Source organism: Inquilinus limosus DSM 16000 (assembly GCF_000423185.1).
Taxonomy (GTDB): Bacteria; Pseudomonadota; Alphaproteobacteria; order DSM-16000; family Inquilinaceae; genus Inquilinus; species Inquilinus limosus.
This window is the reverse complement of record NZ_AUHM01000023.1, coordinates 17,473-38,605: the sequence shown is the minus strand read 5'-3', so window position 1 is coordinate 38,605 and position 21,133 is coordinate 17,473. Positions and strand designations below refer to the sequence as shown.

General features: G+C 66.3%; 20 protein-coding genes. 9 read left to right on the top strand and 11 right to left on the bottom strand.

Going from position 1 to position 21,133, the window contains the following annotated elements; genetic code table 11:
• Positions 1 to 30: 30 nt before the first annotated feature.
• From G537_RS0120020 to G537_RS38875, 11 genes are all read right to left on the bottom strand, one after another.
• Positions 31 to 993 carry a dTDP-glucose 4,6-dehydratase gene (locus G537_RS0120020; RefSeq protein ID WP_034852369.1) on the bottom strand — a complete coding sequence of 321 codons (963 nt, stop codon included), beginning with the start codon at positions 991 to 993 and terminating at the stop codon, positions 31 to 33.
• The gene (locus tag G537_RS0120015; protein WP_026871638.1) at positions 990 to 1,817 is read right to left on the bottom strand and encodes an NAD-dependent epimerase/dehydratase family protein; all 828 of its coding nucleotides are present in this window, start codon (positions 1,815 to 1,817) and stop codon (positions 990 to 992) included. The genes G537_RS0120020 and G537_RS0120015 overlap by 4 nt, the downstream gene beginning before the upstream one ends.
• A gap of 50 nt (positions 1,818 to 1,867) precedes the next feature.
• Positions 1,868 to 2,722, bottom strand: a complete 855-nt coding sequence (gene rfbD, locus G537_RS0120010; RefSeq protein WP_026871637.1) for a dTDP-4-dehydrorhamnose reductase — start codon at positions 2,720 to 2,722, stop codon at positions 1,868 to 1,870.
• Positions 2,719 to 3,753: a dTDP-glucose 4,6-dehydratase gene (rfbB, locus tag G537_RS0120005; protein ID WP_026871636.1), complete on the bottom strand. Its 1,035-nt coding sequence runs from the start codon at positions 3,751 to 3,753 to the stop codon at positions 2,719 to 2,721. The genes rfbD and rfbB overlap by 4 nt, the downstream gene beginning before the upstream one ends.
• Positions 3,750 to 4,334, bottom strand: coding sequence for a dTDP-4-dehydrorhamnose 3,5-epimerase (gene rfbC / locus G537_RS0120000; protein ID WP_034852366.1), 585 nt, complete (start codon positions 4,332 to 4,334; stop codon positions 3,750 to 3,752). Before rfbC ends, rfbB begins: the two co-directional genes overlap by 4 nt.
• Positions 4,335 to 4,461: 127 nt before the next feature.
• The gene (locus G537_RS0119995) at positions 4,462 to 5,508 is read right to left on the bottom strand and encodes a hypothetical protein (protein ID WP_155888687.1); all 1,047 of its coding nucleotides are present in this window, start codon (positions 5,506 to 5,508) and stop codon (positions 4,462 to 4,464) included.
• A gap of 191 nt (positions 5,509 to 5,699) precedes the next feature.
• Complete coding sequence (locus G537_RS42200) at positions 5,700 to 6,593, bottom strand: class I SAM-dependent methyltransferase (RefSeq protein WP_162146130.1); 894 nt, start codon at positions 6,591 to 6,593, stop codon at positions 5,700 to 5,702.
• A gap of 237 nt (positions 6,594 to 6,830) precedes the next feature.
• Complete coding sequence (locus tag G537_RS0119985) at positions 6,831 to 8,129, bottom strand: O-antigen ligase family protein (protein ID WP_026871633.1); 1,299 nt, start codon at positions 8,127 to 8,129, stop codon at positions 6,831 to 6,833.
• Positions 8,126 to 9,055, bottom strand: coding sequence for a GumC domain-containing protein (locus G537_RS0119980; protein ID WP_081688927.1), 930 nt, complete (start codon positions 9,053 to 9,055; stop codon positions 8,126 to 8,128). The genes G537_RS0119985 and G537_RS0119980 overlap by 4 nt, the downstream gene beginning before the upstream one ends.
• Before the next feature lie 258 nt (positions 9,056 to 9,313).
• Positions 9,314 to 10,222, bottom strand: coding sequence for a glycosyltransferase family 2 protein (locus tag G537_RS42195; RefSeq protein WP_051248695.1), 909 nt, complete (start codon positions 10,220 to 10,222; stop codon positions 9,314 to 9,316).
• A 66-nt stretch (positions 10,223 to 10,288) separates the two neighbouring features.
• The gene (locus G537_RS38875; protein ID WP_081688926.1) at positions 10,289 to 11,326 is read right to left on the bottom strand and encodes a glycosyltransferase family 2 protein; all 1,038 of its coding nucleotides are present in this window, start codon (positions 11,324 to 11,326) and stop codon (positions 10,289 to 10,291) included.
• A gap of 294 nt (positions 11,327 to 11,620) precedes the next feature.
• Here G537_RS38875 and galE point away from each other — a divergent pair, with 294 nt between their 5' ends.
• The 9 genes from galE to modC all read left to right on the top strand — a co-directional run bounded on the left by galE (position 11,621) and on the right by modC (position 21,132).
• Entirely contained in the window at positions 11,621 to 12,619 is a 999-nt protein-coding gene (gene galE, locus G537_RS0119965) for a UDP-glucose 4-epimerase GalE (protein WP_034852364.1), read from the top strand.
• 63 nt (positions 12,620 to 12,682) lie between these two features.
• The gene (locus G537_RS0119960) at positions 12,683 to 14,137 is read left to right on the top strand and encodes an oligosaccharide flippase family protein (protein WP_081688925.1); all 1,455 of its coding nucleotides are present in this window, start codon (positions 12,683 to 12,685) and stop codon (positions 14,135 to 14,137) included.
• 136 nt (positions 14,138 to 14,273) lie between these two features.
• Positions 14,274 to 15,224: a polysaccharide pyruvyl transferase family protein gene (locus G537_RS0119955; RefSeq protein WP_026871629.1), complete on the top strand. Its 951-nt coding sequence runs from the start codon at positions 14,274 to 14,276 to the stop codon at positions 15,222 to 15,224.
• A gap of 8 nt (positions 15,225 to 15,232) precedes the next feature.
• Positions 15,233 to 16,237 carry a glycosyltransferase family 2 protein gene (locus G537_RS38870; protein ID WP_051248691.1) on the top strand — a complete coding sequence of 335 codons (1,005 nt, stop codon included), beginning with the start codon at positions 15,233 to 15,235 and terminating at the stop codon, positions 16,235 to 16,237.
• Positions 16,238 to 16,588: 351 nt separating this feature from the next.
• Complete coding sequence (locus G537_RS0119945; RefSeq protein ID WP_211230438.1) at positions 16,589 to 17,557, top strand: glycosyltransferase family 2 protein; 969 nt, start codon at positions 16,589 to 16,591, stop codon at positions 17,555 to 17,557.
• 88 nt (positions 17,558 to 17,645) lie between these two features.
• On the top strand, positions 17,646 to 18,416 hold the full coding sequence (locus G537_RS0119940) for an LOG family protein (RefSeq protein WP_026871627.1): 771 nt from the start codon (positions 17,646 to 17,648) through the stop codon (positions 18,414 to 18,416).
• 109 nt (positions 18,417 to 18,525) lie between these two features.
• Complete coding sequence (gene modA / locus G537_RS0119935) at positions 18,526 to 19,314, top strand: molybdate ABC transporter substrate-binding protein (RefSeq protein ID WP_026871626.1); 789 nt, start codon at positions 18,526 to 18,528, stop codon at positions 19,312 to 19,314.
• A 4-nt stretch (positions 19,315 to 19,318) separates the two neighbouring features.
• Positions 19,319 to 20,011, top strand: coding sequence for a molybdate ABC transporter permease subunit (modB, locus tag G537_RS0119930; protein ID WP_026871625.1), 693 nt, complete (start codon positions 19,319 to 19,321; stop codon positions 20,009 to 20,011).
• On the top strand, positions 20,008 to 21,132 hold the full coding sequence (modC, locus tag G537_RS0119925; protein ID WP_026871624.1) for a molybdenum ABC transporter ATP-binding protein: 1,125 nt from the start codon (positions 20,008 to 20,010) through the stop codon (positions 21,130 to 21,132). Before modB ends, modC begins: the two co-directional genes overlap by 4 nt.
• Position 21,133: the final 1 nt, after the last annotated feature.

The window sequence follows — 21,133 nt, the reverse complement described above, 5'->3', positions numbered from 1 at the left end:
CCTCGCGGCCGGGCGCGTTCCGTCAGGCGGTCAGACCTCGTCCCACTCGTAACGCTTGGCGTTGTCGCGATACCACTGGGCGATGGCCGGGATCTCCTCGGCCAAGCGGCGCCGCGGCGCCCAGCCCAGGCTGCGCAGCTTCTGGGAGGAGATCGAGTAGCGCCGGTCGTTGAACGGCCGGTCCTCGACGAACTCGACCACCTCCTGCATCCGGACGCCGAAGGCGTCGCAGATCATCTGCGTGACCTGCAGGTTGGTGTACTCCTCGTCCGAGCCGATGTTGTAGACCTGCCCGATCTCGCCGAGCTCGTTGATCAGGGCGATCGCCTCGGCCATGTCCTGTGCCGCCAGATAGTGGCGGACATTGCTGCCGTTGCCGTGGATCGGCAGCTTCTCGCCGCGCACCAGGCGCAGGCAGAAGCGGGCGATGATCTTCTCCGGATACTGGCGGGCGCCGAAGATGTTGTTCCCGCGGATCATCAGGATCGGCATCTTGTAGCAGTGGATCAGGCTGCGGACCATCATCTCCGCCGCCGCCTTCGACGCCGAATAGGGGTTGGTCGGGTTGAGGATCGTATCCTCGTCGACCTCGCCCTCCAGCACCTCGCCATAGACCTCGTCGGTGGAGACGTGGATGATCCGCGGCACCTGGTTCATCCGGCATGCCTCGAGCAGCGTGTGGGTGCCGAAGACGTTGGTGTGGACGAAGCGGGTCGCGTTCATGAACGACCGGTCGACATGGCTCTCGGCCGCCGCATGGATCACCAGATCGGCCCCCGCCGTCGCCTGACGGCAGAACTCGGGATCGCAGATGTCACCCACCAGCAGCTGGCGCCGGCGGTCGTGCAGATGGTGCACGATGTTCTCGATATCCGCCGAATAGGTCATCTTGTCGAAGAAGACGAAGCGAGCCTCCGGATACCGCGCCACGAACAGGTCGGCGAGATGCGAGCCGAGGAAACCGGCGGCACCGGTGATCACGATCTTGTTCAAGCCCCAAGTCTCCTTCCAATGGCCAGGCAGGCCGCACGGATGTCCTCGCGATCGGCGACAGGGCCGAACCGCGCGACGAAGCGATCCACGTTTATCGTGAATTCATCGCGAATGGACGGATCGATGATGCTGAGGCTGCCGCGGCCGTAGCCTTCGAGGATCCACATCGCCAGCCAGCCGATCTCGAGCGCCACGCCGGAGCCGAGATTGAACAGGCCGCCGGGCCGCGCCCGCACCACCTCGGCCAACGCCGCCACGAAGGCGTCGACCGGCAGGAAGTCCTTCAGCGTGAAGGGGCTCAGGTCGTAGCGGATCACCCCTTCCCCGCGCAGCGACCGCAGCAGCATCCCGAGGAAGGTGCGGCGGCCCGGCACATCCTCGAAGCCGAAGATGTTGGACAGGCGCAGGATGGTGAGATTCGGCCCGAACCGGTCCCGCAGCAGCTCCTCGGTCACCAGCTTGTTGCGGCCATAGGCGTCCTGCGGCGCCGGCGTCCGGGTCTCGACCAGAGGCTCGTCGCCGGCCGGGCCGTAGACCTTGCGGGTGCTGATCATCACCACATGCGCGTCCGCCGGCATGCGGCCGTCGCGCTGGGCCCGGCCGATCGCCTCGGCCAGGGTGCGGTCGCAGTCGAGCGCCGGGTCATAGGCCTCGCGCATATAGCGCGGATCGAGGGCGAAGTTGACGACGCAGCCGATGCCCTCGAAGGTCTCCGGCCGCGCCACATCGGCCCAGGCGGCGTGGCGGATGCCGGCGGCGCCGTGAGCCTCAACAAAGCTGCGGGCGAGAAAACTCGATCGCCCGATCACCAGAACATCCGCCACCCATCCCCCCAACGCGATGCGGCCCCGGGCCGGCACGCCCTTCTGCGCCGCTATTGCGACCGCACCATGGCGGGCAGCGCGAGCCGCCAATCGGGCTGTGCCAGACCGAACACCCGGCCGATCTTGCCGCAATCCAGCACCGAATTCGACGGTCGCCGTGCCGGGGTCGGGTAGTCCGAGGTCGCGATCGGGTGCAGCACCGGGGCCGCCCCTGCCCTTTCGGCGAAGATCGCCGCGGCGAAGTCGTACCAGGTGGTGGCGGGGGCGCCGGCGAAGTGGAAGGTGCCCCAGTCGGTGAAGCCAGGCGCCAGGACGCGGTCGCGGATCGCCAGGATCGCCGCGGCGATGTCGGCGGCCGGGGTCGGGCCGCCGCGCTGATCGGCGACGATGCGCAGCTCCGGCCGTTCGGCGCCGAGCCGCAGCATGGTGCGCACGAAGTTATGGCCGTGCGCGGCGAAGACCCAGGCGGTTCGCAGGATGACGTGGCGCGGCAGCGCCGTCCGGACCGCCGCCTCGCCCGCCGCCTTACTCTCGCCATAGACCGACAGTGGCGCGATCGGGTCGTCCTCGCGCCACGGCCGGTCGCCGTCGCCGCGGAAGACGTAGTCGGTCGAGATGTGCAGCAGGACCGCGCCGGCCTCGGCGCAGGCCCGCGCCATCAGGCCGGGCGCGGTCGCGTTCACGGCGAAGGCCCTGTCGCGGTCGGATTCGGCCTTGTCGACCGCAGTGTAGGCGGCGCAGTTGGCGACGAACTCCGCCCCCCGGACGGCATCGGCGACCGCGGCGGCGTCGGTGATGTCGACCTCCGACCGGGCGAAGGCCCGCACGGCGAGGCCCCGGGCCTGCGCCAGCTCGGTCAGATCGCGCCCGACCTGGCCGCCGGCGCCGAAGACGACGAGCGTCATGCCGCGCGGCCGAGGCCGAGGCGGCTGCGCTCGCCCGCCCGGGCGCACCAGTCGCGGTTGGCGATGTACCAAGCGACGGTCTCCCGCAGCCCCTGCTCCAGGCTGTGCTTCGGGCGCCAGCCCAGCTCGGTCTCGGCCTTGGTCGGGTCGATGGCGTAGCGGGCGTCGTGGCCCGGCCGGTCGGTGACGAAGGTGATCAGGCTCTCATAGGGCTGCGCCGCCGGCTGCAGCTCGTCCAGGATACTGCAGATCTGGCGGACCAGGTCGATGTTGCTCCGTTCCGACCGGCTGCCGATCAGATAGGTGTCGCCCGGGCGTCCCCTGGCGATGATCGCGCGCAGCCCGGCGGCGTGGTCGTCGACATGGATCCAGTCGCGGACGTTCTCGCCCTTGCCGTAGATCGGCAAAGGCTTGCCTTCGAGCGCGTTCAGGGTGACGACCGGGATCAGCTTCTCCGGATACTGGTACGGCCCGTAATTGTTCGAGCAGTTCGATACCATCACCGGCAGGCCGTAGGTGCGGTGCCAGGCCCGGGCGAGGTGGTCGGAGCCGGCCTTGCTGGAGGAATAGGGCGAGTTCGGCTGGTAGGGGCTGGTCTCGGAGAACAGGCCGGTCGCGTCCAGCTCGCCATAGACCTCGTCGGTCGAGACGTGCAGGAAGCGGAAGCCGTTGCCGTGCGGCAGGCCGCGCCAGTAACCCAGCGCCGCGGTCAGCAGGCTGGCGGTGCCCATCACATTGGTGCGGACGAAGGCCAGCGGATCGTCGATCGACCGGTCGACATGGCTTTCGGCCGCCAGATGATAGACGATGTCCGGGCGGTGCTCGGCGAACAGGGCCTGCATCGCGTCGACGTCGCAGATGTCGGCCTGGACGAAACGGTGCCGGCCTGTGGCGTCCAGCCCGGCCAGGTTGTCCAGGTTGCCGGCATAGGTCAGCTTGTCGATGGTGACGACGGTCTCGCCGTCGGCGACCAGCTGGCGGACGAGGGCCGAGCCGATGAAGCCGGCGCCGCCGGTCACGAAGATGGTCATGCTGCACCGTACCGGAAATGGGCGGGGGCGTCGGCGAGGCGCGGCCAGCTGCGGTCGCGGTCGTTGACGATCATCTCGGCGGGCGGGATCGGCCAGTCGATGCCGAGCGCCGGGTCGTCCCAGCGGATGCCTCCCTCGGCCTGCGGTGCGTAGCCGGAGGTGACCTTGTAGACGACCTCGGTGTCCGGCTCGAGCGTGACATAGCCATGGGCGAAGCCGACCGGGACCCAGAGTCGGCTCGGCTCGGCCGCTGTCAGCGTCACCCCGACCGCACGGCCGAAGGTCGGGGAGCCGTGGCGGATGTCGACCGCGACGTCGAAGATCGAGCCGCGGATCACGCCGATCAGCTTGCCCTGGGCGTGCGGGGCGGTCTGATAGTGCAGGCCGCGCATGGTGCCGACGGCGACGCTGCCGGCCTGATTGTCCTGGACGAAGTCGACCGGCAGCCCCGCGTCCCGAAACTTCTCCGAGTTCCAGGTTTCAAAGAAATAGCCGCGGGCGTCCTCGAATCTGCGCAGTCTGACGAACTTCACGTCCGGTATCTCAGTTGACGACAGATCAACCAACTCACAATCCCCCATCACCGGACGTCCAAAGGCGCGCCACCCTATCGCCCCATCCCCCACCTGTCGACTCCCCAGAGCCTGAGGACGCGGCAGCCCTTCCTGAACCGATCGCCCTGTCTCTTCGCGGCCGCTCCGACGAGCGCTATCTTTCGCGAAAATGTGTGTAGAGGAAGTCTATACCCTCCTTCACCTGCTCCTTCGAACCAATGACCACGTATTCTGTGAATGAATATTCTCTAGACGATAGATCTTTCCTGACAGCCGTGACATTCCACTTGACGACGGAGCTGGCCCGTCCGTCGGAGTTGTAAAAGAAGTTGTAGAAATTTTCCCGGGCGCGGGCAGCGTCGGTGGTGGAGATGACATCCGGCGAGTAGATGCCCATCGCATACTTGCCGTCCGACGAGGACAGAATCAGGGGGAGGCGTTGGGTATATCCTTTCGGCGCGTCCGGCAAGCGGCACATCTCCGGCCAGGAGCAGGCCCCCTTGCCGAGGGGTGCGTACCTGAAGAATTCGGAGACCGTGCTGGTGGGCATGTAAGCCGTCAACGGCTCGAAGACGGCATCGGTAAAGGGAAAGGAATCGGGAATCCGGAACGTCACTTTATAAACGATGATATTGGGATGCCCTTCAAACCCTATCGTGACATCCTTCGAGAACGTGTGGTCTGAAGCCTTTGAAAGCTCCTGCTTGCCGCCGACGCTTTGAAGCAATTGGAGAACGGATGAGTCGGTACGGGTGGCGGCAACCCTGTCACCCTTGTCGCGCAGACAGTTTCTCCAATAGGCCGGGCGGTTGGTGCTCGTCAGCCGGTTTCCCTGAGCGGAGAACTCGATCAGCTGACTGCTCGACTTCCCGCGCTTGTCATATGTCGAGCCGGCCTCGGTGGGATTGTAGCACTCGCCCAGCTTGTTGAAGCTCGAGGCCGACTGCATCAAGCGGCCATGATCCGAGCTGTTGATGAACTCCTTGCCGTTCCACGTGAGCGATTCGATCGCGCCACCCATCCGCGTCGACGTCCTGATCTCCAGGGGCGAGCCAAAGACGTCGGCCTGTATCGTGCCATCTCCGCAGACGGAGGCCTCGAAGCCGTCTGCGCACTGCCGAAGAGTTTGAGCCGAAGCACTTCCGCTCAAAGCCCATATCAGAGCCGAACAGCATGCCAGTGACAGCTTACCCCAGGCCATATACTCCTCCTTGTCTCCGAGAGCCGCCCCCCAAGAGGGCTGAGTGGCGGAGGGCCTTGCGATCGAAGAAACTGTCGAGGCCACGTTGGAGCCCCGACGAGCGCCCATCACCCGTCCGGATCATAGCCGGCCGGGGCTGCGATGTCAGAGCAGCAGGATGACGCGGAGCACTCGGCCTTTCGAGACGGCCCCTAAGCCACACCTCCGGACGAGGCAGGCGGGTGTGCCGGGTCTGCAGCCTGCGCCACGACAATATCCTGCCAGTTGAGACCGAACAGAGCCGGATCGACCTCAGCACCGGCCCACCGACCGCGAAGGACGGATTCGACGCCGGCCAAACCTGCATCGGCGTAAGCGCCGCGCAGCCAAGCCTCGTCCAGCGCAATCATGTCCTCGGGCATGTTCGGATTGGTGGTCCAGTAGCGGTCACCCGGATACATGATGCGATTGATCGTCCCGTTCTTCAGACCGGCCTTCGTGTCGTCGTTCATCAGGAAATAGGACGCGACCAGCCGGCCTCCGGGGCGCAGCACGCGGCCGATCTCGGCAAGATAGTGCGCCACGTCGTCCGGATACATGTGGGTGAAGACCGACCACAATGAGACGACGTCGAAGGAATTGTCCGGGAAAGGGAGAACGAGCTTCGACGCGGGAATGGCGCCGGAGTGGTTGTAGAACTTATTGAAGACATCGATATGGATGAAACTGAAGCGGAAGTTGCGCGGTGTAATGTTGCGGCTGCACCAGCGGACCTGATCCGGATCGATGTCGAGGCCGACGTAACGCGCCCTGTCGTCGAGATAGGACAGCAACGGGATCGTCCGCCGTCCGATACCGCTGCCGATGTCCAGCATGATGGAGCTTCTGTCGAGCCGCAGCACGTCGCGGTAGAAGCGAACGACCTCTTCTCCGGCTTGCGACCAGATCTTCCGCCCCCTCGGCCCGTCTCGCATCAGTCGCAGCGGCGGCATCAGTTCATTTTGATCACTGCGATCGAACAGATCACGGACTGCCCACGGAACGTCCCTGATGATGGAAAAAATCGGCGCCGGGACGGTGTTTTTGATCGTTTGCTTGAAGTTCATCGACCAGCCCTCTTGGGTAAGGGGTCTGCGAATACTCCCCATGAAACGGATCAAACAGGATGCTTCCGACTCCATAACTGCCGGTTCAGACGGGTCCGGTCAAGCTGCGAGGACGACCGAGCTCCTCGCCGTCCATTCGCCGGCACCCATTCTCCGGCACCCGGCGCAGACAGCGCAGGATGGGCGACCGGCCGCCGGGGCGCCAGGCCGCAGCCACCGCTTACCCCAGCCGCTCCGTCACGCCCCCGCTTGTCGCTCCAGCCGCGGCGACAGCAGCCCGACGCACACGAACATGACGAATACGATCGCCGCAGCCCGCCCGATCAAAGACGGGTTGGTAAACCCTGCTAAAATCCAGAATGCATACATTACACAGATCATCGAATACACGAAAATATTCCTCGTCCTAATCGTAGACACAAATGATGCGAGGAAAATTAGAATCGGAATTACGCCAATGATGCCTAGCTGCATCATCGTCGCCAATATTTGAAGCTCATAGCTGTATGGAGAACTCTTCGATCTAATAAGATAGGGAACATAAGTCGCCAGCCCCTTTCCAAAAAAGGGCTGAGCGTCTATCGAATCCAGCAAAGCCTTCATCTGAGTATCGCGAAGCTCATCCGACGCGTCGACCGCATAAGACGAGAATCTGTTCTCGATCGCGGTGCGGACCTCCTCGGTCGTCAGTGCGAATCCGGAAACCCCCAGCAGCAGCACGGTGAAGACCAGCAGATGCTTTCTTCCCATGACCAGGGTCGCAAAGAGAGTCGCGCAGAACGCAACCCCCCAGAGGTAGCGCGAATACGCGATCAGCATGGCCGACAGCAGCACGAAGATGTAGAATGCCTTCGCCTTGCCGGAGATCGAGATCCCCAGCCGTCTCGACGTCACGAGACAGAAAATAACTATCGGCATTCCAAAGTCCGGAGGCAGATTTATTCGAATCAATCCAAAAAACAGACTTGTACTAATAAAGGCCGCCCCCAAACTATTTCTAATAATGGATCTCAGCTCATCTTGCTGAAGCAGCTGCATAACAATAAAGATATTGATAGCAATCTTGCCGACGCTATATATGACAAAAGCGTATATGGCGCATTTCAGAATGGCTTCCGGAGAAATCAACCCGTTTATAATTGAATAATACAAAATCCAGACAATGAAGAGAGTCGAAAGAAAAGTGAGCAGGAATTTTATCTGGATAGACGTCGAATAGCTCGCATCAGAATAGGAGATGAACGCCGCAACGATGGCGTAGCCGACGATCAGCAAAATCAGCCCCAGGGCACCGAAGGTCGGATCCACGGCAAAGCGCCGGGCGATCGCGTCCTTCACAACGAAGGCGAGAAGCACCAGCAGGAGCAGCACCTGCAGGGCCAGAATCGCGATCGAGCTGCCGATCCCGAGGATGACGGCCACGAACAGCAGCATCACGGCGATCTTGAACGCCGCAAGGTCGGCCGGCCCGAGCGCAGGCCCCTCGCCGATGGATCGGCCCGCATCGCTCCCCATCGCCGAGCTGGTCCGGGTCATGCCTTCGGGCGGATCCAGCGCCCGAAGAATATCAGCGACACAGCCAGGATCGGGCCGAGCACGAAACCGAGAAGGAACGCCATCACCACCGGCGGCTTGGTCGGCAGGCTGGTCACGCTGACGCCGCCCCAGGTGCGGATGGCATAGCTGTTGCTGTCGCTCAGCAGAGTCTTGCTGAGCACGACGTTCACGAGATAGGCGCGGAGCGCGTTGATCACCTCGAGATTGCTGGTCTCGGCGATCTTTTTGGTCACGAAGTCGAGCTGGGACAGATAAAGCCCCTCGTTCACCTCCTTGAGATACGCATCGCCTTCCGTCGTGACGATGTCCAGGACCCTGGCCGCGAGATCCCGGTTGGCGTTGTCAAAGGAGATCTTCACAAACCCGCTGTCGTTGTCCTCCTCCAGCAGCAGGTTGTTGGACAGGTAATTGGCCACGTCGACCTCATCGGGCGGGGCCCATGGCTGGTAGCCGAAGAGCTCCCTCAGAGCGATCGAGAGCGTGTTCGTGAGGCCGCGAGGCGCAGTCCATTGGCTGCCATCCCAACGATCCCTGAAAATCAGCTTCTCAAAGCCGTGCTTCTCCATCAGCTGCTTCGCGAAGCTGGGGGTCGTGATGATGTACAGATACTTCTCGGTCGCGTTGCTGCTTCGGCCCACGGACGTCGGTATGGAAAGCGCGGACAGCGCGGAAGACAGAGCCGAACTTTGATTGCTGTCCGGCCCCGCGGATCCGATGACGACCGAGGCTGTATAGCGTGGGATCGCTGTCGCCAGATAAAAGCCGACCAGAACCCAGACTAACAGGACGACAGCAGCGGCCGCGATGACTTCCCGCTTCGAAATGGAGACTCTTCTGGCCCCGGGGGGTGTCGTCACCTCGGGATCAGGAACGCTGAGGCCGGGGAATTCACGTGCAACCGTCATGGATTCTCCATAGCAGATCCTGGCTGGCTTCGTCGCCACGCCGACTTCAGGAAGCCGAGGTGCATCGGATCACGCCGTCCTGATCCGCGCTCCGGTGCCGTACCAGGCAGCCTCGCTCTCGTATCCCGATCCCCCGGGGGCTCCGGGACCTTCCCAACCATTCCATGTTGTCGAAAGCGCCCACGTCTCTACAACGCCACGGCTGCGACAATCAACTCCCCTGCCGTCCGCAACCCGTGCCGAGTCGCCCGACGGCCGTCAGCGCAAGCCGCTGTCCCTCCGGATGATGGCGGGCTCGGTGAAGGTCTTGAACAGCCCGCTCGGCAGGTAGGACAGCGCGATCCCGACGCGCGGCTTGAGGCCGCCGCCGAGCCCGCGGGCGGCCCGGAACGCCGCCGCCGCCTCCCGCGTGCGCCCGACGGCGAGAAGCCTCGTGCCCAGGGTGAAGCACTGCGCCGCCTGCGCCTCCCTCGGCGCGTCGAGCCTGCGACAGAGGTCGATGATGCGCTGCCGGGCCTCGAGGCTGGCCCCGTATCGGGTGGAGATGCTGTTCGGGGTGGCGCAGACGACGACGCGCGGCGTGGGATCGTGTCGGATCTCGCCACGCTGCGCCAGGCGGATGCACAGCTCCCAGTCCTGGAAGCGGGGCATCGCCGGGTCGAAGCCGCCGATGGCCTCGATCTCCGAGCGCCGCGCCAGCAGCGTCTGGGTGCTGATCAGATTGCGCCGGAACAGCGTCCGCGCGATCTCGGCCGGCGGAATCTCGGTGCCGGCCGGCAGGACCGCCGCGCGCGGCCCGGAGAGATAGATGAAGCTGCAGAATGTGGCGACTGTCCCGGCATCGCCCTGCTGCAGCAGCGCCACCTGGCTGGCGAGCTTGGTCGGAAGCCAGAAATCGTCGCTGTCCTGGAAGGCGACCAGGGGCGCCGTCGCCCGCTCGAGGCCGAGATTGCGGGCGCGCGCCCCGCCGCCATTCGTCGGCGCCCCGATCACGGTCAGGCGGCTGTCCTCGATGCGGGACAGCCTGGCCACCGTGTCATCGGTCGACGCGTCGTCGACGACCAGGACCTCGAAGTCCTGGAAGGTCTGCTGCAGCACGCTCCGCACGGCCGCCTCGATCGTCTCCGCGCGGTTGTAGGTGGGAATGATGACGGAGACCTGGGGCATCCTTCGTCCTCGAAATGCGCGTCCGGCGCCCTGCCAGGATCCGCACCGCCGGCGGCGTGCGGAAGGTCATGTCACCAGGATCTGGCCCAGCGACTTCTGCCATTTGGCCTTGACCAGCCCGTTCCGGATCAGGAACAGCTTTCTCGCCAATTTCGGCATCGATTTGACGGCGGCATATTGCGAGAAGAGCCCGCGCGTCGCATCGTCCATCCGGTCACCGTAGCGGCCGAGGAACGCGCCCGCCTGGTCGATCGTCTTCTGCACCGACGCGGCGGCCTGTTGGCCCGACAGCACATCGATCATCTGTCGCCATATGGCCTCGACGCCCCAGGTCTTCGCGCCGATGGCGTTGGCGCCGTGCTGCCGGTACAGGATCGTCTGCTCCGGCAGATGGGCGATCGTCCCGAAGCACGCCGCGGCGACGGCGATCCACCAGTCATGCATGATCGCCTGCGGCGGGATGTCGCCGACGAGCCGCAGCAGCGCCCGATTGATCATCGCGGTGCAGCCGGTGACGTTGTTCTCCACGATGAGCCTGCGGACCGATGTCTGCCCCGGATCAATGCCCTGCGCCCGCCACATCGATTCGGCCAGCGGCGCCAGGTCGTGATCGACGACCTTGAGGTCGGTGTGCACCAGGATCGGCAGATCCGGCCCGCGCGCGGCCTCGACAGACCGCATCAGCCCCAGAGTCCGCTCGATCTTCGTCGGCAGCCAGACGTCGTCCTGGTCGCAGAACATCACGTAGTCGGATCCGGCCTTGACCATCAGACGGGAGAAGTTGACGCAGGCCCCGTGCGACGCCTCGGCGGCGAAGTCGTGATATTCGAGGCGCCCGAACCGCGGACGATGGAGCTCGACGACCTCGCGCGTCCGGTCCTTGGAACCGTCGTCCCCGATGATGACGTTCACGCGCCCGTGACTCTGCTGCAGCAGGGAGTCCAGGAGCTCAGGCAGGAACCGCTCGCCGTTGTATGTGGCGACCAGCACGTCGACCTCGGGACAGGCGGCATCTTTCGACCGATCTTCGATCATCTGCGTTTCTAGAGGATCCCCGCTCCATCCGGCCTCGCGACCCGGCCGGCCCTCGCCGCGAGGCGGCATGCCCACGGCGCGCCCATGCTCGTATCACGGCCGCGAAAGCTTGGCCACGCCCGCGGGGGCGGCGCAGCCAGGACAGCCCTGGTCGGCCGGTGATCCGCCGAAGGTGCGGATCGACGCATCAACCGCGCCCTCTGCCCGACCCGATTGATGTCGTCGTTTTCAGGAGGGGAAGAATGGGAAGCTTTGCGGTCGGTAAGAGGATGTGGCAGACACTGCCATCTTCTCGACCAACCGGCGTGAAATACCGGCCAGGCAGGCATGTCCCAGAAGGATGTCGAAGCAGGATTTCCGATCATGGACAGCGACAATCGCACCGTGCTGGTCACAGGCGGTGCCGGCTATATCGGCAGTCATGCCTGCAAGGCCTTGGCAGCTTCCGGTTTTGTTCCGGTCACCGTGGACAACCTGTCACGAGGACATCGCGACTTCGTCCAGTGGGGACCGCTGGAGGAGGCGGATATCGGCGACGGACCGGCGCTGGACCGCGTCATGGCCCGCCACAAGCCCGTCGCCATCCTGCATTTCGCCGCCCTGACCTATGTCGGGGAATCGGTCACCGAGCCCGCCCTGTATTATCGGAACAACGTCTCGGGGTCGCTCAGCCTGCTCGAGGCCGCACGGGGTCACGGCATCGGCACCGTCGTGTTCTCCAGCACCTGTGCCACCTACGGCCCGCCGGAGCGCGTTCCGATCGCCGAGGACACGCCGCAGCACCCGATCCACCCCTATGGCGCATCGAAGCTGATGATCGAGCGCATGCTGGCCGACTTCGCCGCCGCCTATGGGTTGCGCTGGGCCGCGCTGCGCTACTTCAACGCCTGCGGCGCCGATCCCGACGGCCAGATCGGCGAGGCACACGATCCCGAGACCCATCTGATCCCGCTCGTGCTGATGGCGGCGGCCGGCCACCGCCCGCATGTCGAGATCCTCGGCGACGACTACCCCACGCCGGACGGGACCTGCGTCCGCGACTACATCCATGTCGCCGACCTGGCCGACGCCCATGTCCGCGCCCTGCGCTACCTGCTCGCCGGCGGTTCGTCTCGGGCGTTCAATCTCGGGACCGGCACCGGCCACACGGTCCGCGAGGTGATCGCCGCGGTCGAGCGGGTGACCGGGCGCCCGGTTCCGGTCCGGCTCTCGCCGCCCCGCCCCGGCGACTCGCCGACCCTCGTCGCCGATCCCGGCCTGGCCGCGTCGGTCCTGGGCTTCCAGCCCCGCTTCGACCTGGAGGAGTCGATCCGGACCGCGTGGAACTGGTACCTCAAGCAGTCCGAGGGCACCGGGAACTGACCGCCGATCGGCGGACGGACCATTCCGGCCGCTCAGCCCTGTCCGACGCGATTTAGGCACGCCATGTCCAAACGATTGGAGACCCGCGTGGTGCGGGCGGCCCCCTGGGCCGCGGCAGAGGCCGTGTCCAACGCCGTCACCGGCTTCGCGTCGGTCCTCGTCGCCGGCTGGTTCCTGGCCCCCGCCGACATCGGCCGCGCCGGGATCGCGATCAGCATCGTCACCCTGCTCGGCCTCATCTCCGGTTTCGGGATCCAGGAATCCCTGGTGCGGCACCGCTCGGTGCACACGAGCGTGACCGACACGGCCTTCACCGGCCTGGTCGGAATCGCCGTTGCCGCAGTCGCCGTCTGCTGCTTAGCAGCCATTCCGGTGGGCTGGCTGTACAGCGATCCGCAGGTGCCGTCCCTGCTCATGGCCATGAGCCTGCTGCTGCTGCTGAATGCCGCCATCGCGGTTCCGGTCGCCATCCTGACCCGCAAGATGCGGGCGAACGTCCTGACCCGGCGCATGATGCTCGCCCGGGTCGCACAGGTCCTGGGGATCGCCGTGCTCGGCCATGCCGGCTTCGGCGCCTGGGCGATGATCGGCGGCATGCTGCTGTCCAACGCCCTCTCGGTCGCCGTCCTCTGGGCGGCGATGCCGAGGCGCCCCCGCTTCCGCTTCAACGCGCACGAGTTCCGGTCGCTCTCCTCCTTCGGCGGCTCGATCAGCCTCGAGATGCTGCTGTGGCAGGGCACGTCCCGCGCCTTCGCCCTCATGGTCGGCTATTTTCATGGCCCCGCCGCGCTCGGCTACTTTCAATTCGCCCAGCGCCTGGTGGAAGAGGCGGGAAACCTGATCCAGGGCAACATCGTGCGCTTCGGCCTGTCGTTCTTTTCCGATCTCGAACGATCGTCCCGCGACCCGAGCCGGGTCTTCCTGGCGGCGACCGGCCTGATCACCGCGGTGGGCGGCCCGATGTTCATCGGCCTGCTGCTGGTCGCGCCGGACCTGGTGCCGCTGGCCTTCGGCGCCAAATGGACGCCGGCGGCACCGCTGGTCCAGATCTTCGCCGCGACCTGGTTCTTCCTGCTGTCGCGGGCGCTCGCCGGCCCCCTGCTGCGGGCCAAGGGACGCCAGAACGCGCTGGTGCTGTACGCCTTCGCCGCCTGCGTGATCACGCTGGGGAGCGGTCTGATCACGGCGCAGATGTCGCTCGTCGCCGTCACCCTCGGCTGGGCGTCGCGGAACCTGGTGTCGCTGCCCTGGAGCTACACCCTGGTCGCCCGCTATGGCGGCATCACGGTCACGCAGCAGCTGCGGGCCGTGGTTCGGCCGCTGCTGCCGATGGTGCTGATGGCCGTCTCGGTGGTCGCCACGCAGATCCTGCTGGAGGGGTCGGACGCAAAGCTGCGCCTGGCGGCGAGCATCGCCGTCGGCCTGATCGTCGCGGCGGTCTCGATGCGGCTGTTCAATTGGGATCTCATCGCCCCGCTGCGGACGATCCTCAACCGCGCCCGGGGGGGACGCGCCTAGAGCCCGCACTTGCCCCCGCCGAGGATCTGTCGCATGGGCTGTCTCGGCCACGAGATTGCCACGTCTCTGGGCTCCATTCTATACAGAGGCCCCGAGGCCGTCGTCTCAGCAGGAAAAGTTCCAGAGCATGCATGGAATGGATTATCTGAAGGACCGTCTGTCGGTCATCGATAAGTATATCGAGCCGGGCAGCAAGGTCATTTACATCGATTACCCCATGCATCTCAATGTGGGCGACATCCTGATCCTGAAAGGCACCGAAGCCTTCTTCAAGGATAGGAAATATGACGTGGTCGGCCGCTATTCGACGTTCGGATTTCCTGAGGACGCCGACCGTTTCCCCCAGATCTCGAAGGACACCACCATCGTCCTGCACGGCGGGGGGAATTTCGGCGACATCTACCAGTCGCATCAGGTGCTGCGCCGGAAGGTGGTGGAGCACTACCCGGACAACCGGATCGTTGTCTTTCCGCAAACCTTGTTCTTCAGCGACGAGACGGAGCTGCGGCGGACGGCGGAGGTGTTCTCCCGCCACCGCGATCTGCACTTCTTCGCGCGCGACCAGAGGACCTACGATGTCTTCCGGCGGGAGTTCTCCAACACCGTCGAGATGTGCCCGGACATGGCGCACTTCCTTTGGCGCAGCTTTCCGGTGAAGACGTACGGTGCGGCGGCCGCCAAGCTGAAGACGCTCTGGATGATCCGCCGCGACGTCGAGCAGTCGGACCTGCCGGAGCAGTTCCGCGGCACGGTCGAGCGTGCCGTCGACTGGGAGGATCTGTGCACGGGGCCGGACCGGTTCCTCACCCGCCTGATCCTCAAGGCGGACCGGATCAACGCCAGGGTCGGACGGAAGCGGTTTCCGACCGACATCGCCTGGTACCGGTTCACGGACGCGCTGGTGGCCCGCCTGAACCGCCAGATCCTGCAGCACGACCGGATCGTCACCTCCCGCATGCACGGCCACATCCTGGGATGCCTGCTCGGCATGAAGACGACGCTGCTCGACAACTCCTACGGCAAGAACTCGACCTACTATCGGGCCTGGACGAACCGGGTCGAGAATTGCGACCTGGTCGAGGCCTGAGGCGGGACATGGCGATGTCGAACCAGCCGCCCCGACTGTCCGTGGTCATCCCGGCCTACAATGTCGAAAAATATGTGCAGGTGGCGGTCGATTCCGTCGTCAACCAGTCTTCGCCGGCCGATGAGATCATCATCGTCGACGACGGCTCGACCGACCGCACCGGACAGATCGTCGAGGAGCTGTACGGCCGCCTCGACAACGTCCGCATCATCCACACCGAGAACCAGGGACTCGGCGCCGCCCGGAACGTCGGCACGGCGGCAGCGACCGGGGACTTCATCTACTATTTCGATTCGGACGACATCCTCGCGGACGGGCTGTTCGCCGATTTCCGCGAGACCGTGAAGACCCATCCGGACCTCGATCTGTTCTGCTTCTCTGGACGCTCGTTCCTGGACGACGAGAACCAGGGCAGCAGCCATACGCTCATCGACTACCGGCAGCGCACGGAGGGGCTGTTCCCGACCGGCGAGGATCTGCTGAACTTCCAGGTGGGTCGGAACAACTACCTCCCGACCTCCTGGCTTTACATCCATCGGCGCGCCGTATCGGACCGGAACAACCTCGAATTCCTGTCGATCTTCCATGAGGACGAGGAGCACACGCCGCGGCTGTTCGTGAAATGCGGCCGCACCTTTGTGCGCGACAGGGAGTACTTCCTGAGACGGGTCCGCGCCAATTCGATCATGACCCGCCGAAAGTCGGAGCGGCACATCTATGGCTATTTCTGTGCCGCCAGGACGCTGGAGACGATGATCCAGACCCCGGGTCTCAAGCCGGAGACCTATGGCAGCCTGCGCCGGCTCGTCATCCGGGTGCTGACCAACGCGATGATCGCGATCCGCAGCAGCGGCCTGACCCTGAACGACCCGGCGCTGCGCCTGTTCCCGGCGACCGTTCGCCGCTATGCGATGGCCAGCACCAGGCTGTTCCTGCTGACCTTCTGCTATCCGGCCTTCATGGCAGCGAAGGCGGCCAAGGGCGCCCTTCGATCGGCAGGGGCGATCCGTTGACCCGCTGCCGCGGCTGAGCAGCACCTGTCCGGTTGCGGGCGCGTACCCCGCGGTTCGCGCCAAACCACTGCCCACGCTCGGCACGCCACTTTCGTTGGATCATTGTTGCGTCTCGCGTGTTGGTTCGTTACGCGCGGCCCGTGCCGCACCGATCAGGGGGGCGGACACGACAGACGAGTTCGACCGGCAGCGGCGACACGCAGCGGCGACACGCAGCGGCCGCCCAGGGCCGTGGCATTGCGTTCCATGCGAGCCGCCGCGAAAGTTTTCGAACCGCCTCCAGAAATGAGTACGACTGGCCCGCGGTGGAAATTGCCGTAATGTTGCATTGCACAATCCTCGGAGACGGGCATGATGCCCTTTGATGCAGATCGGGTTTCGCTCGGGGTCAAATCGCAGATCTCCGAGGATCGCGTCGCCCTGGTCATTCCGACCCTGAACGCGGCAAAGCATCTCGACGTCCTGCTGCCGGCCCTGCAGGCCCAGTCCTTCCAGCCCGGAACCCTGCTGGTCATCGATTCGAGCTCGACCGACGACACGGCGGACCGCTTCCGGGCGGCCGGCGCCGAGGTGGTGGTCATCCCGCGGTCGCAATTCGACCATGGCGGCACCCGGCAACGGGCGGTCAACCGGCTGTCGCCGCAGATCGAGGTCGTCGTGTTCCTGACCCAGGACGCGGTACCGGCCGACGGCGAGACCATCGCCCGCATCGTCGCCGCCTTTGCCGACCCCGAGGTCGGCGTCGCCTATGGCCGGCAGCTGCCGCATCACGGCGCCGGGGCGATCGAGGCCCATGCCCGGCTGTTCAACTACCCGCCCGACAGCACCGTGCTGCGCCCGCAGGATGCGGTGAGCGCCGGGATCAAGGCGACCTTCTGCTCCAACTCCTTCGCCGCCTATCGCCGGCAGGCGCTGGAGATGGTCGGCGGCTTCCCCTCCGGCACCATCTTCGGCGAGGACGCCGCGGTGACCGGGCGGATGCTGCTGTCGGGCTGGGCCAAGGCCTATGTCGCCGAGGCCCGGGTGCGCCATTCGCACAGCTACAGCATCGGCGAGGAGTTCCGCCGCTATTTCGATGTGGGCGTGATGCATGCCCGTGCGCCCTGGCTGCTGGAGCGCTTCGGCAAGGCCGAAGGCGAGGGCGGGCGCTTCGTGCGGTCCGAGCTGCGGCACCTGGCCCGGCATCAGCCCCTGGCGATTCCGTCGGCCATCCTGCGCAGCGCGATCAAGCTGGCCGCCTATCACTGCGGCCGCCGCGAAGCGCGGATTCCGCGCCAACTGAAGCGCCGGATCAGCCTGAACCGGCGCTACTGGGCCTGACCCGGGGACGGTACGGCCGCGGTTCGTTGGAGCCCGTGTGACGGCGGGGCCTCTTCCCGCCCGTCCCGCGATCTGCTTTAGAGGGGCGATGAGCAAGCCCGCCCCCACCCATCGTCCGAACGCGGCGCAGATGGCGTCGCCCTCCTATCGCCTGCCCGAGCTCGACCAGGACTTCCTGCTCGGCGATTCCATGCGCGGCGTCCGGCTGATGCTGGAATACGCCAAGGCCGAGGAGTCGCTGCGGGCCTGGGGCGTGCGCTCCACCATCGTCGTCTTCGGCAGCGCCCGCGTGCGGGAGGACGGGGCCGGCCGCCACGCCGAATGGTACGCCCAGGCCCGCGAATTCGGCCGCATCGCGTCGGAACGCGGCGGGGCCGTATCCGACAAGGGGGGCTTGCGCGACAACGTCATCGCCACCGGCGGCGGCCCCGGCATCATGGAGGCGGCCAACCGCGGCGCGGCCGAGGCCGGCGCCCCCACCATCGGCTACAACATCACCCTGCCGCACGAGCAGGAGCCGAACCCCTACTCCACCCCGGCCCTGACCTTTCGCTTCCACTATTTCGCGATGCGCAAGATGCATCTGGCGATGCGGGCCAATGCGCTGGTCGTGTTCCCCGGCGGCTTCGGCACCTTCGACGAGCTGTTCGAGCTGCTGACCCTGCGTCAGACCGGCAAGTCCTCGGCCCTGCCGATCGTGCTGTTCGACGAGGCCTATTGGCGCGCCGTGATCGGCTTCGACGCGCTGGTCGAGCACGGCATGATCGAGGCCAGGGACCTCGACCTGTTCCGTTTCGCCGACAGCGCCGAGGGGCTCTGGTCGGTTCTGGCCGAGCAGGGGCTGAAGCGGCGGTCGTGACCGCCGCCCCCGAGGCATTTTTCGAAATGTTTGCCCGTATACAACGGTGCGGTAAGATCCCGCCTGACAGGCCGGCCTGCCCGGCTGGAAACGGAACGGGGAACAGACGATGCGGATCACACGACGCACCTGGCTCGGCGCGTTCCTGGCCGGGGCGCTGGGGGCGGCCACGGCCTTCGTGCCTGTCGCGGCCAAGGCGCAGGACGTCACCGTCTTCGCCGCCGCCAGCCTGAAGGACGCGCTGGACGCCGTGAACGCCCAGTGGCAGGCCGACGCCAAGCACAAGGCCGTCATCTCCTACGCCGCCAGCTCCGCCCTGGCGAAGCAGATCGAATCGGGCGCGCCGGCCGATATCTTCATCTCGGCCGATCTCGACTGGATGGACTATCTGGCCGAGCGCAAGCTGATCCGGCCGGAGACGCGGTCGACCCTGCTGGGCAACCGCCTGGTGCTGGTGGCGCCGAAGGATTCGGCGGTGCAACTGACCATCGGCCCGGATTTCGGGCTGGCCGAGACGCTGGGCGGCGGCCGCCTGGCCATGGCCGACGTCAAGGCGGTGCCGGCCGGCAAATACGGCCAGGCGGCGCTGCAGAAGCTCGGGGTCTGGTCCTCGGTCCAGGGCAAGGTGGCGCAGGCCGAGAACGTTCGCGCCACCCTGGCGCTGGTGTCGCGCGGCGAGGCGCCGCTCGGCATCGTCTACCAGACCGACGCGGCGGCCGATCCGGGGGTCCGGATCGTCGGCACCTTCCCGGCCGACAGCCACCCGCCGATCCTGTACCCGGTCGCGGTTCTGGCCGGCAGCGAGAAGCCGGAGGCGCAGGCCTTCGTCGACTACCTGAGGTCGCCCGCCGCAAAACCGCTGTTCGAGAAGCAGGGCTTCACCGTGCTGGCGCAGTAGCCCCGTGTTCGACTTCACCCCCGACGAGCTGACCGCGATCCTCCTGAGCCTGAAGGTCTCGCTCTGGGCCATGGCGGTCAGCCTGCCGCTCGGCGTGCTGGTGGCGCTGGCGCTGGCGCGCGGCCGGTTCTGGGGCCGGTCGGTGCTGAACGGGGTGGTCCACCTGCCGCTGGTGCTGCCGCCGGTCGTCACCGGCTACATCCTGCTGCTGCTGTTCGGGCGGATGGGGCCGATCGGCTCCGTTCTCGCCCAGATCGGCATCGTCTTCTCCTTCCGCTGGACCGGCGCCGCCCTCGCCGCCGGGGTGATGGGCTTTCCGCTGATGGTCCGCGCCATCCGCCTGTCGATCGAAGCGGTGGACCGCCGGCTCGAGGCCGCGGCCGGCACGCTGGGCGCCTCTCCCCTCTGGGTGTTCCTGACCGTCACCCTGCCGCTGATCCTGCCCGGGGTGATCGCCGGCGCCATCCTGTCCTTCGCCAAGGCGATGGGCGAGTTCGGCGCCACCATCACCTTCGTCTCCAACATCCCCGGCGAGACCCAGACCCTGCCCTCGGCGATCTACACCTTCACCCAGGTGCCGGGCGGCGATCTCGGCGCGCTGCGCCTGACGCTGGTCTCGGTCGCCATCTCCATGGCCGCCCTGCTCGCCTCCGAGATGATGGCACGGCGCGCCGGCGTGCGGGTGCACGCGACGTGAGTCTCGAGATCGAGATCCGCCATCGCCAGGGCGACTTAACGCTGGACATCAGCTTCCGGAGCGAGGGAAGGCTGACCGCGCTGTTCGGCCGCTCCGGCGCCGGCAAGACCTCGGTGGTCAACGTCATCGCCGGGCTGGTGCGGCCGCGGCACGGCCGAGTGGTCGTGGACGGCCGCACCCTGGTCGACACCGGACTCGGCGTGGTCCTGCCGATGCATCGCCGCCGCATCGGCTACGTCTTCCAGGAAGGGCGGCTGTTCCCGCATCTGACGGTGCGGCAGAACCTGCTCTACGGACGCTGGTTCACGCCGAAGGCCGAGCGCAGCGCCGAATTCGGCCGTGTCGTCGATCTACTCGGCATCGGCCCCCTGCTGCACCGCCGGCCGGCGCTGCTGTCGGGCGGCGAGAAGCAGCGCGTGGCGATCGGCCGGGCGCTGCTGGCCAGCCCGCGCCTCTTGCTGATGGACGAGCCTCTCGCCTCGCTGGACGAGGCGCGCAAGGCCGAGATCCTGCCCTATATCGAGCGGCTGCGCGACGAGGCCCGGATCCCGATCGTCTATGTCAGCCACGCCATCGGCGAGGTGGCGCGGCTGGCCGACACCCTGGTGCTGCTGGCCGAAGGCCGGGTCGCCGCGGCCGGGCCGGTGGCCGAGGTGATGGGCCGGGCCGACCTGTTCCCGCGGGCCGAGGCCGGCGCGGTGCTGGAGGCCACGGTCGAGGACCACGACGACCGCTACCAGCTGACCCGGCTGCGAGTCGCCGCCGGCTTCCTGACCGTGCCGCGGGTCGAGCTGCCGCCGGGCGCCAAGGCCCGTATCCGCATCCGCGCCCGCGACGTGATGCTGGCGACCCGCCCGCCCGACCATCTGAGCGCGCTGAACGTGCTGCCGGCCACGGTGGCGGAGATCGTGCCGGGCGACGGCGCGACCGCCGACATCCGGCTGGACTGCGCCGGCGACCGCCTGCTGGCGCGGCTGACCCGGCGCTCGATCGAGGCCCTGGAACTGGCGCCGGGCCGGCCGGTGCATGCGGTGATCAAGAGCGTCGCCTTCGACCGCCACACCGTCGGCGGCGCCCTGCGCGGCCCGCACGGCGCCGATGCCGAGCTGGAAGGCGGCTGAG